Annotated in this window: 18 protein-coding genes and 1 pseudogene; 8 read left to right on the top strand and 11 right to left on the bottom strand. The window is 60.4% G+C overall.

Annotated elements, in window-relative coordinates:
• Positions 1–188: hypothetical protein (locus CBB63_RS13555; RefSeq protein ID WP_286699528.1), on the top strand; the 188-nt coding region annotated here is incomplete at its 5' end.
• Positions 189–286: 98 nt separating this feature from the next.
• Positions 287–415 carry a hypothetical protein gene (locus CBB63_RS13550; protein ID WP_005853439.1) on the top strand — a complete coding sequence of 43 codons (129 nt, stop codon included), beginning with the start codon at positions 287–289 and terminating at the stop codon, positions 413–415.
• Between the two features lie 272 nt (positions 416–687).
• On the opposite strand, the gene CBB63_RS13545 is transcribed toward CBB63_RS13550, so the two are convergent.
• On the bottom strand, positions 688–1143 hold the full coding sequence (locus CBB63_RS13545; protein WP_005853441.1) for an iron-sulfur cluster assembly scaffold protein: 456 nt from the start codon (positions 1141–1143) through the stop codon (positions 688–690).
• Between the two features lie 75 nt (positions 1144–1218).
• Here CBB63_RS13545 and hisI point away from each other — a divergent pair, with 75 nt between their 5' ends.
• The gene (gene hisI, locus CBB63_RS13540; RefSeq protein WP_286699527.1) at positions 1219–1584 is read left to right on the top strand and encodes a phosphoribosyl-AMP cyclohydrolase; all 366 of its coding nucleotides are present in this window, start codon (positions 1219–1221) and stop codon (positions 1582–1584) included.
• 3 nt (positions 1585–1587) lie between these two features.
• Here the strand turns inward: hisI and gluQRS are convergent, their stop codons facing one another.
• The 3 genes from gluQRS to CBB63_RS13525 form a co-directional block, all read right to left on the bottom strand.
• Positions 1588–2424: a tRNA glutamyl-Q(34) synthetase GluQRS gene (gene gluQRS / locus CBB63_RS13535; protein ID WP_286699526.1), complete on the bottom strand. Its 837-nt coding sequence runs from the start codon at positions 2422–2424 to the stop codon at positions 1588–1590.
• Positions 2421–3773: a methylenetetrahydrofolate--tRNA-(uracil(54)-C(5))-methyltransferase (FADH(2)-oxidizing) TrmFO gene (gene trmFO, locus CBB63_RS13530; protein ID WP_286699525.1), complete on the bottom strand. Its 1353-nt coding sequence runs from the start codon at positions 3771–3773 to the stop codon at positions 2421–2423. The genes gluQRS and trmFO overlap by 4 nt, the downstream gene beginning before the upstream one ends.
• Positions 3774–4071: 298 nt before the next feature.
• Complete coding sequence (locus CBB63_RS13525) at positions 4072–4857, bottom strand: enoyl-CoA hydratase (protein WP_286699524.1); 786 nt, start codon at positions 4855–4857, stop codon at positions 4072–4074.
• A gap of 57 nt (positions 4858–4914) precedes the next feature.
• On the opposite strand from CBB63_RS13525, the gene CBB63_RS13520 reads away from it, so the two are divergent.
• Positions 4915–5334, top strand: coding sequence for a PaaI family thioesterase (locus CBB63_RS13520; RefSeq protein WP_286699523.1), 420 nt, complete (start codon positions 4915–4917; stop codon positions 5332–5334).
• Positions 5335–5421: 87 nt separating this feature from the next.
• On the opposite strand, the gene CBB63_RS13515 is transcribed toward CBB63_RS13520, so the two are convergent.
• A complete protein-coding gene (locus CBB63_RS13515; protein WP_005853453.1) occupies positions 5422–5652 on the bottom strand; it encodes a DUF1127 domain-containing protein in 231 nt (76 codons plus the stop codon).
• Positions 5653–5750: 98 nt separating this feature from the next.
• Between CBB63_RS13515 and CBB63_RS13510 the strand changes: the two genes are divergently transcribed.
• The 4 genes from CBB63_RS13510 (at position 5751) to CBB63_RS13495 (ending at position 9475) form a co-directional block, all read left to right on the top strand.
• Positions 5751–7181 (top strand): aminotransferase-like domain-containing protein, encoded by a 1431-nt coding sequence (locus CBB63_RS13510; protein WP_286699522.1) that lies wholly within the window; start codon positions 5751–5753, stop codon positions 7179–7181.
• Between the two features lie 162 nt (positions 7182–7343).
• On the top strand, positions 7344–7805 hold the full coding sequence (gene rplM / locus CBB63_RS13505; RefSeq protein ID WP_005853457.1) for a 50S ribosomal protein L13: 462 nt from the start codon (positions 7344–7346) through the stop codon (positions 7803–7805).
• 2 nt (positions 7806–7807) lie between these two features.
• A complete protein-coding gene (rpsI, locus tag CBB63_RS13500; protein WP_005853459.1) occupies positions 7808–8308 on the top strand; it encodes a 30S ribosomal protein S9 in 501 nt (166 codons plus the stop codon).
• A 177-nt stretch (positions 8309–8485) separates the two neighbouring features.
• Complete coding sequence (locus tag CBB63_RS13495; RefSeq protein WP_009824573.1) at positions 8486–9475, top strand: LLM class flavin-dependent oxidoreductase; 990 nt, start codon at positions 8486–8488, stop codon at positions 9473–9475.
• On the opposite strand, the gene CBB63_RS13490 is transcribed toward CBB63_RS13495, so the two are convergent.
• The 6 genes and pseudogenes from CBB63_RS13490 to CBB63_RS13465 all read right to left on the bottom strand — a co-directional run.
• Entirely contained in the window at positions 9472–10089 is a 618-nt protein-coding gene (locus tag CBB63_RS13490; RefSeq protein WP_005853462.1) for a TetR/AcrR family transcriptional regulator, read from the bottom strand. The two genes, CBB63_RS13495 and CBB63_RS13490, sit on opposite strands and share 4 nt — an antisense overlap.
• Entirely contained in the window at positions 10082–10951 is an 870-nt protein-coding gene (gene ppk2, locus CBB63_RS13485) for a polyphosphate kinase 2 (protein WP_286699521.1), read from the bottom strand. Before ppk2 ends, CBB63_RS13490 begins: the two co-directional genes overlap by 8 nt.
• A 52-nt stretch (positions 10952–11003) precedes the next feature.
• Positions 11004–11966, bottom strand: a complete 963-nt coding sequence (locus CBB63_RS13480; protein WP_286699520.1) for an alpha/beta fold hydrolase — start codon at positions 11964–11966, stop codon at positions 11004–11006.
• Between the two features lies 1 nt (position 11967).
• Positions 11968–12900: a homoserine O-succinyltransferase gene (locus CBB63_RS13475; protein WP_286699519.1), complete on the bottom strand. Its 933-nt coding sequence runs from the start codon at positions 12898–12900 to the stop codon at positions 11968–11970.
• Positions 12901–12983: 83 nt separating this feature from the next.
• On the bottom strand, positions 12984–13838 hold the full coding sequence (locus CBB63_RS13470; protein WP_286699518.1) for an ATPase: 855 nt from the start codon (positions 13836–13838) through the stop codon (positions 12984–12986).
• A 168-nt stretch (positions 13839–14006) separates the two neighbouring features.
• Positions 14007–14518, bottom strand: a pseudogene (locus CBB63_RS13465) (OmpP1/FadL family transporter); the annotation flags it as partial.

The following is a 14518-nucleotide window of genomic DNA, read 5'->3' as shown; positions in this document are numbered from 1 at the left end:
CTGGCGTACCGCGGTTTCGGGTGGCGGATCTGGAGAAACAGGCGGGTTTGATGCAGGTCGCCCAATCGGATGCGCGCGCCCTGCTGGCTGTGGACCCTGATCTGACGACCCCACGCGGCACAGCCGCCCGGCTGCTGTTATGGCTGATGCGTCAGGACGAAGCGATCCGTTTGATATCAGTGGGTTAGCAATTTAATCCTATTTTGTTCTCTTTTGTTCTCATAAAGTTCTTTACACAGGGGTTTGAAAATGAGAACAAATAGGCAACGGAAACGGGAGAACGCAAATGACCACGATCCTTACAGTCAAAGCCATTGCCAAACGGTCGAAAGACACGCTGTTGCAAGATGCCGCAGGGGCGGCTGCCTTGGTTGTCATCCTCGTGGTCGGTCTGCACCTTCCCGCCTTCGTTTGACTTCTGCCTGCGTAAACCGTGTTGTTTTGATCTAGCCCGCGCATCTGTCCCAAACTCTATGCGTTGGCGAAGTCCGCAATACCTTCGTCCCTGTGCCCGAGTTGTCCCCTCTGTCACGGATCAAAACGAGCCTTCACGGTCACCGCACCCTTACGCCGCCATCCTGCCCGGATGTGCGGCGTTTTTTTGTATAGGCGTTCGGTGGGGGGCGTTCACGGCTCGGGCGGCATCGCTGCCACGGTGCTATTTGCGCAGAAAGCCGCGGAACGGGCCTAGCCGTTTTGCGCGACCTCTTGGGTCTGTTCCATCGCTTCGGCCAACGCCTCTATCGTCAGCAGGATGGACGCATGACGGTTTTTATAGGCCACCGCGGGGGTCAGCACCTCGAACCCGTCAAAGGGGGCGTCGGGCACGGGGCCTTGGCCTTTCAACATCGCTTTCAACTGATCCCGCGCCGTCTGGATCTGATCCAACGTGGCACCAACTGCCGCCGCACCGGCCACAGCGGCAGAGGCTTGCCCCAAGGCGCAGGCCTTCACATCCTGCCCCATCTGCGCCAGCTTGCCATCTTCGACCACGACATCGACCGTGACGGTGGACCCACATAGGGGCGAGCGCCGCGTGACGCTGGCATCGGGATTTTCCAAGCGCCCCAGATGTGGGATGTCAGCCGCAAGCCCCAAAATCCGCGCCGAGTATAGCTTGATCAGGTCTGTCTCGTCACTCATGGCTGTTCCTCTGTGTCGTTAACCCTTACATAAGCCTTCACGCGGATGATGCAAAAACAAACTGAAGGCACGGCGATGGACTTTGACACCAGCACATTGAATTTCAACGAAGCAGGGCTGATCCCCGCGATTGCGCAGGATGCGACCACGGGCGAGGTGTTGATGATGGCGTGGATGAATGCGCAGGCCGTCACCCAAACGCTGGAAACCGGCCGCGTCACCTATTGGAGCCGCTCTCGCCAGTCGTTCTGGATCAAGGGCGACACCAGCGGCCACGTGCAAGAGCTGGTCGAGCTGCGCATCGACTGTGACCGCGATTGCCTGCTGGTGAAGGTGCACCAGACGGGGGCGGCCTGTCACACAGGACGGCGAAGCTGCTTTTACACGCTGGTCGAGGATGGTGCCGAACGCATCACGCTTGACGTAATGGATGATGAATAGGCGCTAAAGCCCTATCATTGAACGAATATCTTGTGGTGACGCGCCTTCGCACCGGTACAAGGAGATTGCGCGCGCGTCATCGCGTTTGGCCAGCCGCTTGCCATTTTCATCACGGATCAGATCGTGGTGGAAATAGCGCGGGGGTTTGTGGCCCAGCAGATCCAGCAGCAACACTTGCACCTGAGTGAAGTCAAACAGATCCACGCCGCGCACCACATGGGTGATCCCCTCGCGGATATCGTCGATGGCAGAGGCAAGGAAGTAGGCGGCGGTCTGGATGTCTTTGCGCCCCACCACGATATCACCGATCTTTGTCAAAAGCGCTGCGTGATCAAGGGGATGGGGGCCGGTGTGTAGCGGCCCGTCCTCTATGAACCCCAGCCCGTCTGAGNCTTGCTCAAGCGCNCNGNCCATATGCAGGCGGATGGCGTCATTCGGTCCGCGGTCGTCCATGCTGCGCGTTTTGCAGGTCTGCGGATAGACGCTATGCGGTGCCCCTTCCTGCGGCGCGGCGAGCGCGGCGGCNATATCTTTGCGGCTACANCGGCAGGGATAGGTCAATCCACGTGAAGAAAGCGCCTCAACACTTTGATTATANACATCAAGNTTTTCGGATTGCATCAGNGGNGGTGCATCCCATGTGATGCCCAGCCACGCCAGATCGTCCAACGCTTGGCGCATGTATTCGGGNTTTGATCGCTCCAGATCCGTGTCCTCGAACCGCAGCAAAAAGCTGCCACCTTGGGCGCGCGCCATATCGTGGGCCACCAGCGCCGAATAGGCGTGCCCCAGATGCAGCGGCCCGGTGGGCGACGGNGCGAACCGGGTGCGAAAGCTCATGCTGCGGGCGTGGNGCCGTCCAGCCAGCCCTGCCAGTCTGTCTTGGCGCGGTCGGTGTAGGCTTTATAGCGATCCTTGCGGCCGCGACGGCCNGATTTCAGCCCCTCGACCGGTGGGAACAGGCCAAAGTTGACGTTCATCGGCTGGAAGGTTTTCGCATCCGCGCCGCCGGTGATATGGGTAATCAAGGCACCGGTCGCAGTGGTCGGCGGGGGNGGNGNGGCCGCTTCGCCCTTGATCTCGGCCACGGCCANACGCCCGGCAAGCAGCCCCATCGCAGCGCTTTCCACATAGCCTTCGACNCCGGTGATCTGCCCNGCAAACCGCACGTTCGGCTGGCTGCGCAGACGCATCTGGTCGTCCAACANCGTGGGCGAGTTCAGGAANGTATTGCGGTGGATACCGCCGAGCCGCGCGAAGGAGGCATTTTCAAGCCCCGGGATCATCCGCAGCACCTCTGTCTGGGCCCCGTATTTCATTTTGGTCTGGAAGCCGACGATATTATACAACGTGCCCAACTTGTTATCGCGGCGCAGNTGCACCACGGCATAGGGTTTGNTGTCGGGATCATGGGGGTTGGTCAGGCCGACGGGCTTCATCGGGCCAAAGCGCAGCGTTTCGCGCCCGCGTTCGGCCATCACCTCGATCGGGAGGCAGCCGTCGAAGTAACCNGCNGTCTCGCCTTCCTTGAATTCNGTNTTNTCCGCGGCCAGCAGCGCGTCNATGAATGCCTCGTATTGGTCNTTGGTCATCGGGCAGTTGAGGTAGGCTGTACGCTCTTCCTCGGTCTCGCCCTTGTCATAGCGCGATTGCATCCACGCTTTGCTCATATCNATGCTGTCGTGNTAGATGATCGGCGCGATCGCGTCGAAAAAGGCCAGNGCCTCGGCACCGGTTTCGGCGGCGATAGACTGCGCCAGATCGCCCGAGGTCAGCGGGCCGGTCGCGATGATCCAGTGACCCTCGCGCGGCAGATCGGTGATCTCGCCATATTCGACAGAGATATTNGGATGCGCCATCAGCGCGTCTGTCACCGATTGCGCGAAGGGATCACGGTCCACAGCCAGGGCGCCGCCGGCGGGCAGGCGGTGTTTCTCGGCGGTTGCCATGATCAGCCCGTTGGCGGCACGCATCTCCCAATGCAGCAGCCCCACGGCGTTCTGTTCGTTATCATCCGAGCGGAAGGAGTTGGAGCAGACCATTTCCCCCAGCAGCCCCGTCTGATGCGCGAAGGTGCCGACCTTGGGCCGCATTTCATGGAGCACAACCTGAATGCCCGCGTTCGCCGCCTGCCAGGCGGCCTCTGATCCGGCCATGCCGCCGCCGATGATATGGAGTGTATGTGTCATGNCAGCGATGTAGGGCAGGGGCTGNCGCGGTGCAATAGCCAGCGGTGNCTGTCGCGNAACGCGTGCCCGCCGCCCTTTNGNCCNTCAAACATNTCGATTGAATGTGAAGGGGGATTTTTGGGGTCGCCGCTGCGGGAACGGTCGGTCAGTGAGAGGCTGACCTGGAGGGACCTTCCGCCGGCGGCGACCCAAAATCATCAAGGCATCTGCCTTGTCTTATTTGTGCCACAAAAGCGCCCGAATTGAAAGCACGAATTCGTGATCTGTGCGGCACCATCGGAAACAGTCTGTTTCCGGCTTACTGATCCCACTCAGGAGTGCGTTTTTCCAGAAAGGCCGCGATNCCCTCGNCCGTGTCGGGGTTGAGCATGTTTTCCACCATCACGTCNCCNGTGTAGACATAAGCTTGNGCGACCGGCATGGCGAGCTGCGCATAGAAGGCCTGTTTGCCGATCTTGACCGCTGTGCCCAGCTTGTCCNCGATNTGCTGGGCCAGCGCTGTCGTCTGCGTCGCAAGCTCGTCTGGTGGGGCGATACGGTTGATCAACCCNAGCTCGCGGGCGCGGGCTGCATCGATAAACTCGCCNGTGGTCAGCATCTCGAACGCCTGTTTGCGCGGGATATTGCGGCTGAGCGCAACCATCGGGGTCGAACAGAACAGGCCGATATTCACCCCGTTCACGCCAAAGCACGTATCCTCGGCCGCGACCGCAAGATCGCAGGTCGCGACCAGCTGACATCCCGCGGCAGTGGCGATGCCGTGGACCTGCGCGATCACGGGCTGGGGCAGGGACTGGATGCGCGCCATCAGACGGGCGCAGCGTTCGAACAGGTCTTGGAAGCCGGCGACACCCCCATCCTTGGCGTCGCGCAACGCCGTCATCTGCTTCAGNTCATGCCCGGCGCAGAACGCCTTGCCCGCCCCGGCNAGGATGACGACCCGNATATCNGGNCGATGCGCGATCTCGTCCAGACGCGCCTGCAACGCGGCCAGCATCTCGTCCGACAGCGCGTTCAACCGGTCCGGCGCGTTCATCGTCAACCGGACTACCGCACCGTCACATGCCATTTCGACCATTGTCATCTTGAACCCCTCCCGCTTTTCCCTGAGCCTAGCCGCGACATATGAGGGAGGACAAGTATGCCAATTATGATGGATGCCGATGCGCTCGCGGTTTTTATGAAAGACGTGTTCAAGCAGGTCGCCGATGATTTCGCCATCGACCATGTCGGAGAGACGGATCTGACCACACGTTTGCTCACCGCGGACCGGCACCTGCGCCCCGGCGGCACCGTGTCCGGCCCGTCGATCTTCGCGCTGGCCGATGTCAGCGCCTATCTGATGACCTTGGCGCGAATCGGGCCCAAGGCGCTGGCGGTGACCACAAACTGTTCGATCGATTTCATGCGCAANCCNGCGGCCAANACCGATCTGATCGCCAAGACGCGATTGCTCAAGCTTGGCAANCTNCTGTCGATTTGTGATGTGNTGGTCTATNCCGACGGGCTGGACGACCCTGTCGCGCGGGCATCGCTGACCTATGCCATTCCGCCACGCTGATTGTACCCCNCACTAACGGGTACAATGGAAAAAAGGGCCGGTATTTACCGGCCCGAGTGAAGAGGTCTGGACTGCGCCACAGGGACGTTACGCCTTCCAGAACACCCGAATAGACTCATCATGAGCCTGTCGCGGTGTGAGTCCCACGTCTGCCAACTGCCAAGGCTCAAGCTGTGCGAGCGCTTTGCGTGTCCGGCGACGCGATGCCATCTTCGTGACGCAGACCGCAAATTTGACCGCAAGAACAGCGGCAAACGGTGTGCTGCGCTGGTTCAGGATTGCCACAGTTTCGTGGTTGAGGGTCAGGGTCTGTGTCATGAGAATCTCCTATTTCTGAATTGTATTGACACAATGTTACGTTTTGCCGTAACAAAGGGGTACAAAATGNGATACATTTTGNAAAGGNAAACATTGTAATGGGTACAATTTGGCAACCTGATCANATTGACGGGCCTGGCCCNAAATACAAAGCCGTTGTTACAATGATACGAAACGNTATCTCGAACGGCGCTTTATCGGCGGGGGAAAAACTGCCGCCGGTGCGGGAACTGGCATGGAAGCTTGGCGTTACGCCGGGGACCGTGGCACGGGCCTATACGATGCTGACCGAAAGCGGNACGTTGCAGGCCGAGGTCGGGCGCGGCACCTTTGTCGCCCTGCCGCCCACGACCCCCGATCGCAACAGCCCGATCGAGATGGATGTGATCGCCCACCACGTGCATCAAGGNACNAAGAACTACCCCGCGGACACCTATGCCGTGAACATGTTCTCGCCGCANCTNCCATCNGCNGGGCAGGCGACNCTGATCCGCAACCTGATGGCCGAGNTCGCTCAGGATCCGGCGTCAGGTGTGATGCATTATCCCAGCCGCACCGGGGCGCGCCCCGCNCGCGAAGCTGTGGTCAAATGGCTGGCCGGCACGCCNCTGGGATCCTTTACCGAGGCCGATGTGATCCTGTCTCACGGCGGGCAAAACGGTCTGTCNCTCGTNTTCCAGTCCATCCTGCAAGGCCGACGCCCCGCCATCGCGATTGAAGAGCTGTCGTACCCCGGTTTCCGCCGCGCGGGCGAGCTGCTGCGCGCCGATGTCATTCCGGTGGCNATGGATAAAGACGGCGTGATCCCCGAAGCGCTGGACGAGGTGGCGCGGAACCATGATCTTCAGATTTTCTGCACCTCGCCCGAAGTCCANAACCCGACCGCCGGNTTCACACCTGTGGCGCGCCGNGAGGCGCTGGTCGAGGTGGCGCGCAAACATGACTTTCAAATTGTCGAGGACGATTGTTATCGCATGCGCGTAGAGCGTGCGCCGACCTACCGGATGCTTGCGCCCGAACGCGGCTGGTATGTCTCNTCACTGGCCAAGACCCTGACCCCTGCGCTGCGCATCGGNTTCGCNATCGGCCCGCGCCAGCGCACACCCGATCTGCGTCGCGTGGCCGANTANAATTGCTTNGGCCTTGCNACCCCGTTGATCGACCTATGTGCCAAGCTGCTGGTGCATCCCGATATCGACACCATCGCCGANGGCACGCGTCAGGGCTTTAACGCCTATGTCCAAAGCGCGGTGAATATACTGGGCGGATATGATGTGGCGTGGCGCACCAACGTGCCGTTNTTNTGGCTGAGCCTGCCGGTTGGCTGGCGTGCGGGTGCGTTCTGTCAGGCGGCTGAAGGGCAGGGCGTTCAAATCCGCTCGGCCGAGGAATTCGTCTGCCGCGATGCCCGCGCGCCCCATGCGGTGCGGCTTGCGATCAACGCAGGCGTGGCGCTGCACAGTTTTGAGGATGCGATCATGCGCCTGCGACATCTGCTGGACTCTCCACCCGAGCAGTTGAGCGTGTGATTTTCGTGGGGTATAATAATACCTAATTTGCAAGGCATTGTTTTTGTGTGAGAAAATAGGGAATGTGGCGCTTGACGTGGCGAAGGGCGTGTTTATAACCCAGCCATCAGATAGCGGGGTTCGGTTTCGGACCCTTTCACCAAAGTAACGGGAATTCCCTCCATGAAAACCTTTTCTGCAACACCGGCAGATATCGACAAGAAATGGATCATCGTCGACGCTGAAGGCGTCGTCCTTGGCCGTCTTGCGTCGATCATTGCCATGCGTCTGCGCGGCAAGCACAAGCCTTCCTACACCCCTCACATGGATTGCGGCGACAACGTCATCGTGATCAATGCCGAGAAAATCCAGATGACCGGCAAGAAGCGTGAAGAAAACTTCTACTGGCACACCGGCCACCCCGGCGGGATCAAGGAGCGTACCAAAGCTCAGATCCTTGAAGGTGCGCACCCCGAGCGTGTTGTGACCCAAGCGGTCAAGCGCATGCTGCCCGGCAACCGCCTGAGCCGCCAGATCATGACCAACCTGCGCGTTTACGCCGGTTCCGAACACCCCCACGAGGCGCAAAGCCCCGAGGTTCTGGACGTGAAATCCATGAACTCTAAAAACACGCGGAGTGCATAAGCATGGCTGATGAAATCAAAACACTCGAAGGCCTCGAAGCGGCCGTAACCGAGAACATCGGTGGCGTTCAGGGGACAGAAGTTGAAATGACCCCACGCGAGCCCGTGCGTGACGCGCAAGGCCGCGCCTATGCAACCGGTAAGCGTAAAGATGCGGTTGCCCGCGTCTGGATCAAACCAGGTTCCGGTAAAGTCATCGTAAACGGCAAAGCGCAAAACGAATATTTTGCACGCCCCGTTCTGCAGATGATCTTGGCACAGCCATTCACCATCACAGGCACCGACGGTCAGTTCGACGTTGTTGCAACTGTGAAAGGTGGCGGTCTGTCCGGTCAGGCGGGCGCGGTGAAGCACGGTGTTTCCAAAGCACTGCAGCTCTACGATCCCTCCCTGCGCGGCGCGCTGAAAGCGGCAGGCTTCCTGACACGCGACAGCCGTGTTGTTGAGCGTAAGAAGTACGGTCGTGCGAAAGCGCGTAAGAGCTTCCAGTTCTCCAAGCGTTAAGCTTTACTTTACAGTTTTTGGAAAAGGCCGCTCCTGCCGGGGCGGCCTTTTTCGTATGCGCCTGAGGCCAGCCGACCCTTCGGGGAGAGTTTATTTCGCAAAATGAAGCCGGCGGGGTGGTTTTGTTTTCTAGGCCGCGTGCTTAGGTAAAGGATGCGTTAAAAACGGAGCCGCCCCATGCGATATTCAGTCCTTGATCTTTCCCCCGTGCCCGAAGGATCAGATGCCCGTCAAGCTATTGCGAATACGATTGATCTGGCAAAGCGGACCGAAGCGGCGGGATATTATCGCTACTGGATGGCAGAGCATCACAACATGCCGGGGATCGCCTCTGCCGCGACATCGGTGTTGATCGGGCATGTGGCGGATCACACCTCTCGCATCCGTGTGGGCGCGGGGGGCATCATGTTGCCGAACCACGCGCCGCTGGCGATTGCAGAGCAGTTTGGCACGCTTGCCACGATCCACGGAGACCGGATTGATCTGGGCCTTGGCCGCGCGCCCGGTGGGGATCAGGCCGTGTACCACGCCTTGCGGCGCGGGATGCAAGGGGGCGACCGTTTCCCCGAAGATGTGGCCGAGCTGATCGGCTATCTTGGCGAGGCCCCTGCGGGGGCGCGTGTGATGGCGCATCCGGGTCAGGGCACGCATGTGCCGGTGTGGATATTGGGCTCTTCGCTTTATGGGGCGCAGCTGGCGGCGCATTTCGGGCTGCCCTATGCCTTTGCCTCGCATTTCGCCCCCGATGCGTTGGAAGACGCCGTGGCGATTTACCGTCGCGATTTCAAACCCTCGGCGCAGTGGGAGAAACCGCATTTCATGTTGGCGGCGAATGTTTTCGCGGCGGATACCGATGAAGAGGGGGCCTACCTTCGGACCTCCATGCAGCAGGCTTTTGTGCGGTTGCGCACCGGCAAACCGGGCAAGCTGCCGCGTCCGGTGCGCGATATTGATGCCGAAGTTGGCGTGCAGATGCGTCAGGCCGTCGATCAGGCCCTGCGGGTCACGGCCGTGGGCAGCCCTGAGCGCGTCGCGCGGCAACTGTCGCAAATGATTGAGACATATCAACCGGATGAATTGATCCTGACAGGGCAGATCCACGACCATGCCGCGCGGGTCAAATCCTTCGAGATCGCGGCGCAGGCCTTGGCGGAAATCGCCGCCTAGTCGTCCGGTCCCACCAGACCAAGGCCGCGCAGGTAGATGCCAATGCCGCTTTCCAGCAGATCATCTGCGGGAAAGGGAGAGGCCCTGCCGGGGGAATTCCGGGCGAAGAGTTCAACCACCCCGTGGCTCAGCGCCCAGATATGGGCCGAGAACATCGAGGCGGGCGGGCGCTTTTCCAACGGGATATGCTGGCTGAGATCGCTTGCAGCCTGTTCCAGTACCCCATTGGCCCGCGCCGCAGCGGCGGCCAGATCGGGGGTGCGGTTGACGGAGATGCCGCTTTCGAACATCGCGATGTAATGGCCCGGATAATCGCGGGCGAAGGCAAGATAGGCACGGCCTGTCGCCTCGAACGCCTTGAGCGCGGAAGGCTGGCCGGATTGATACGCGGCTTCCATCAATTCGGCAAAGATATCATAGCCTTGCAATGCGCCTTCGGCGATCAGGTCTTCGCGGCCCTCGAAATGGCGATAGACGGCTGCGGGGGTGACACCCGCCTGTTTCGCCGCCTCTGATAGGGTGAACCCCGTGGGGCCGCGATCCTCGATCAGTTTGAGCGCGCCGTCGATCAGCGCCTGTCGCAGGTTGCCGTGGTGATAGCCGCGTTTAGGCATCCCAGATATCCGGTCCGCCGCAAATCTGGTCATCAATCGCGCCGATCGCTTTGGTGTCTTTGCCTGTGTAGTCAAACGCGTGGAGCACGGTCCGGATCGCTGCCAGCCGCGCGCGGCGTTTATCGTCAGAGCGGATCACCGTCCACGGGGTCTGCGGCGTGTGGGACCGCTGCAGCGTGTCCTTGATCGCGGCGCTATAGGCGTCCCATTTCGCCAGCCCTTTGACATCGATGATGCTGAGCTTCCATTGCTTTAGCGGGTCGCCTTCGCGCGCGAGCATCCGCCGCAGCTGTTCGCCGCGGCCTACGTTGAGCCAGAATTTGAACAGGTGCAGCCCATCGTCGACCAGCATCTTTTCCAGCGGGACCACCTGATCGAAGAAGGCTTCACGCTGGGCCTCGGTGCAAAAGCCGAAAACCGGTTCGACGACGCCGCGATTGTACCAGCTGCGATCAAAGAAAACCATGTCACCGGCGGTCGGCAAATGCTTGATATAGCGTTGAAAATACCATTGCCCAGCTTCGGTTTCGGTGGGTTTGGGCAGGGCCACCACATGGGCGGAACGCTGGTTCAAATTCTGACGGAAGCGCGAGATGGTGCCGCCTTTGCCCGCAGCGTCGCGGCCTTCAAAGATCATAGTAATACGCGTGCCGGTGTCGCGCGCCCATGCTTGCAGCTTGACCAGTTCGATCTGGAGCCGATCCATCTCGCGGTCATATTGCTTGCGCCCCAGACGTTCGGAATGGGGGTAGCTGTCGCTCAGGATATCGTCCTTGTCGGCGCGTTTGATCGCCTTGTTGATGGGCGCGGGCGCGTCGTTTTCGAAATAGGCGCTGATCGCACCGTCAAAGGGCAGGTCCATGGGGGCCTCCTCAAATATCCTGTTCACCCTAACTTATGGAGCGTTCTGCCCCCTAGCGCAAACCCGCACGTGTCGCTGCGCGGTCAATGGCGGCGATGACGTCGGGTTGGGTCACATGTTGTGGCATATGGCCGATGCCGGGCAGGGTGGTCAGCACCGCGTCGGGCAGTTGCGGCGTGGCGATTGCCGCGTGGACATCCAGCGGGACGATAGTGTCTGCGGTGCCGTGGATCAGCTCGACCGGCATGGTCAGCGTATCATACTTCGGGACCATCTTCTTGATCTCGGGCAGCAACGTGTTCACCTGTTGCGCATTGGCGCGCATGGACATCCGGCGCAGGGACAGGCCGGTGCCGATGTGGTCACTATAGCCGTCAGGCGTGGCTTGCGGGGCAAAGATCGCGCCGACGCTGGCGTGCACAAATCCCTGCGGCACGAAGGCGGTGACCAGCGGGATCACAATTCCCGACCCAAAGGCAGAACCGGTGAGCTTGTACTGCCAGCCAAGGTCACCTTCCCACGGCTCGGAGACGGCGGATACGAGCACCAGCGCCGCCGTGTCATCGGGCCGCGACAGCCCCCACGCCAGCGCCACCGCGCCGCCATAGCTGTGCCCCAGCACGATCGGGTTGCTCACCCCAAGCCTGTCCGCTGCCTTTTGCAACAGCGCGGCCTGTTCATGGGGTGTGGCCGCNGTGGCATTCCATGCGCCCGCGTGCTGGGGCAGGTTGTCGGTCCAACCGAGCCCNGGACGGTCGAACAGGATAACGCGGTAGCGGTCGGNAAGCTGGTCCACCATGTCAAAGGTGAAATCCCGCATATTCCCTGACGCCCCGTGGATCAGCACCAGATCCGGCCCGCTGCCCTGCACCTTGGCATGGACCTTGACGCCGTCGATATCGATCAGCTCGCCAATCGGCGGGNAGGCGGCGTTGGCCNCAGCCTCNCGNGNGCTGGCCCGCCAGTGCACCACGATCACCAAGCCCANGGCGACCAGCGTCAGGATCAACAGCATGCTACGTCCCAAAATTGCTGCGACCGATGTCGTTNAGATCGTAGTGNGTGGTCTGGTAGATCTCGTTGATCCAGTTGCCGTAGAGCAGATGCGCATGGCTGCGCCAGCGGTTCAGCGGCACCTGNGCNGGNTCATCATCGGGGTANTAGTTGCAGGGCACGTTGATCGGCGTGCCTTGGGCGACATCGCGGTCATATTCNTCCTTCAATGTGTCGCGGTCATATTCAAGGTGATTGAAGATATAGAGNGCCCGATGCCCTGCATCCTCGACCAGACAGGGGCCGACCTCCTTNCTGCCGAGCAGGGTGGTCAGGCTGGGCACGGCGTCGACCTCTGCCGCGCGCATTTCGGTCCAACGGCTGACCGGCACCACCAGATCATCCGAGAACCCGCGCAGATAGGGCGACGACGGTTCAAGGTTGCTGTGGCGGAAGCANCCGAANGCNTTTTCNTCCAACAGATGCTTTTTGATACCGTGGAAATAATTGATCATCGCCATGCCNCCCCAGCACACGCCGAAGGTCGAATGGACATTGGTCTGGGTCCAGTCAAAGACGCGGGTAAGCTCTTCCCAATAGGTGACGTCATCAAAGTCCAGATGCTCTATCGGGGCACCGGTGATGATCAGCCCATCGAATTTCTCNTGGGTGACTTCCTCGAACGGGCGGTAAAAGCTTTCAAGGTGATCTGCGGCCGTATTGCGCGACTGGTGGTCGGACATGCGGATCAGGCTGAATTCGATCTGCAGGGGCGTCGCCCCGATCAACCGCGCGAACTGGTTNTCTGTCTGGATCTTTTTCGGCATCAGGTTCAGCAAGGCAATGCGCAAAGGCCGGATGTCCTGACGCGCCGCCATTTCCTCGTCCAGCACCATGACACCTTCGCGCGTCAGCACGTCATAGGCAGGCAGGTCGGAAGGCAGTTTAATCGGCATGTCGGTATTCCACGTCTAGGGGCTCAGGTCTTGCATCATCTGCGCCGGATTTAGATAAGCGCCCGCGCAGAGGGCGCCAAGGGTCACGCGCTTAACGTCCCCGCGATCAGGTCGTTGAAATCATCCTCGGATTTGAGCCCGGCCACCTGATCNGCNGTCACGGTCACCCCCCATCGCGACATCGCCTCGTAGCGCGGCTGTCGGTGGGCAAGCGCTTGGGCGTAGGTCCAGCGGATAAAGGCATCCGGATCGACATCATCCTCTTGGCAGTTGTTTTCGCTCAGATATTCCTGCCACACCCGCAGCAGGAATTCGGGTTGATAGGCCATCGGCTTGGGGGCTTTGTCAAAGCGGCGGATCAGCTCTTGGGTGTGNGCATCGTCGCCCTTGATCCAGACCGGCAGACATTCCGCCGACAGGGTTTGCATCAGCGGATCACTGTCGTCATCGGGGTCCACCCATTCACAGATCGAGCCGCCGGTGTCACAGATGAAATGCGGATACCCATAGAGCGCCTGCGCACGGCGGGCGAAATGGCCGGTGTCGCGCAGGGCTGCGATCTCTGCCTGTTTGAACGCTTCCTGTCGGGACGCATATTCCGCCATCGGCAATCCCCCCTTGGCCGCATCGCCGGGCTTGCCCAGCCAGGTCGCCACGGGCGAGAGATTATCAAAGGTGATGTTTGACCCGATGTAGATGCTGTCGCTCAGCAGAAGATCCCGCAGGAANGGCACCTTCATCGCTTCGGCCTTGGCGTTGTCGGCGATGGTTTCACCCANGTATCGCGTGCCGATCCGGTAGTCGATGGAGTAGTGNAACCACCNCCCCGATTGCCGCAGCAGATGCGCCATATGCGTCTTGCCCAGACCCGACATGCCAAAGACCAGCACATGTTTATGNGGCGCGGCACGCCACGCATCGGCNGAGGGGTAAAGCATGGGTCGTCATCCTTGGAACGTCTTGTTTCGCAATGAGTAGCCTAGCCTGTGCCCAGACACCAGACACCAGACGCGAGACCTCGGCCACGAGACATCAGACATCGCGGGCCCATGAAAAAGCCCGCCACATTGCTGGGGCGGGCTGATAGAGCGTTGCTGTGGTAGGGCTTAGAAGTTGTAGCCGAACTTAACCCCGACAGAGACTGCAGAGTTGTCTTCGAAGTTTGCCTGCGGCGTATTCTGTGTGGTTGCCCGCGCATCGCCAAGCTCGGTATAGCGCACGCCCAAGCTCACATCGAACTGGCTTGTCGCCTGATATTTAGCGCCCAAGGACACATACCGTGCACCATCGGTTGGCGCGAGCGGAGAGACTTGATCGTCGCCGTCCGCACGCTGGTATCCGATCGCAATCGAGCCAGACCACTGGTCGTTGAAGCGACGGCCGACGCCAATTTCGTAATCGGTGGAATCTTCGATTGACGTCAGGCTCGCACCGCGTGTCAGAACGTTAAAGACGTCTGGTGATACGATGGTATCGGAATAGCGTGCGTAGCGGATCGAACCGAAAACGAGCGTATCAGCCGCGACCCCGGTTTGAAATTCCAGGTTGAGACTTTCGGGCGTCTCGACTTCGGTGTCTGTGCGTCCTGCTGGGTTGATGGGGGCACCGTTGCTGGTTT

The sequence above is a fragment of the Sulfitobacter sp. TMED3 genome (assembly GCF_002167505.1).
In the GTDB taxonomy this organism is placed as follows: domain Bacteria; phylum Pseudomonadota; class Alphaproteobacteria; order Rhodobacterales; family Rhodobacteraceae; genus Sulfitobacter; species Sulfitobacter pontiacus.
The sequence above is the reverse complement of the archived record's forward strand: the minus strand, read 5'-3'. Positions and strand labels throughout refer to the sequence as shown.

Coding starts and splice junctions, on each gene's coding strand:
- CBB63_RS13550 (WP_005853439.1), top strand. CDS start 287: ATGACCACGATCCTTACAGTCAAAGCCATTGCCAAACGGTCGAAAGAC.
- CBB63_RS13545 (WP_005853441.1), bottom strand. CDS start 1,143: ATGAGTGACGAGACAGACCTGATCAAGCTATACTCGGCGCGGATTTTG.
- hisI (WP_286699527.1), top strand. CDS start 1,219: ATGGACTTTGACACCAGCACATTGAATTTCAACGAAGCAGGGCTGATC.
- CBB63_RS13515 (WP_005853453.1), bottom strand. CDS start 5,652: ATGACACAGACCCTGACCCTCAACCACGAAACTGTGGCAATCCTGAAC.
- rplM (WP_005853457.1), top strand. CDS start 7,344: ATGAAAACCTTTTCTGCAACACCGGCAGATATCGACAAGAAATGGATC.
- rpsI (WP_005853459.1), top strand. CDS start 7,808: ATGGCTGATGAAATCAAAACACTCGAAGGCCTCGAAGCGGCCGTAACC.
- CBB63_RS13495 (WP_009824573.1), top strand. CDS start 8,486: ATGCGATATTCAGTCCTTGATCTTTCCCCCGTGCCCGAAGGATCAGAT.
- CBB63_RS13490 (WP_005853462.1), bottom strand. CDS start 10,089: ATGCCTAAACGCGGCTATCACCACGGCAACCTGCGACAGGCGCTGATC.
- ppk2 (WP_286699521.1), bottom strand. CDS start 10,951: ATGGACCTGCCCTTTGACGGTGCGATCAGCGCCTATTTCGAAAACGAC.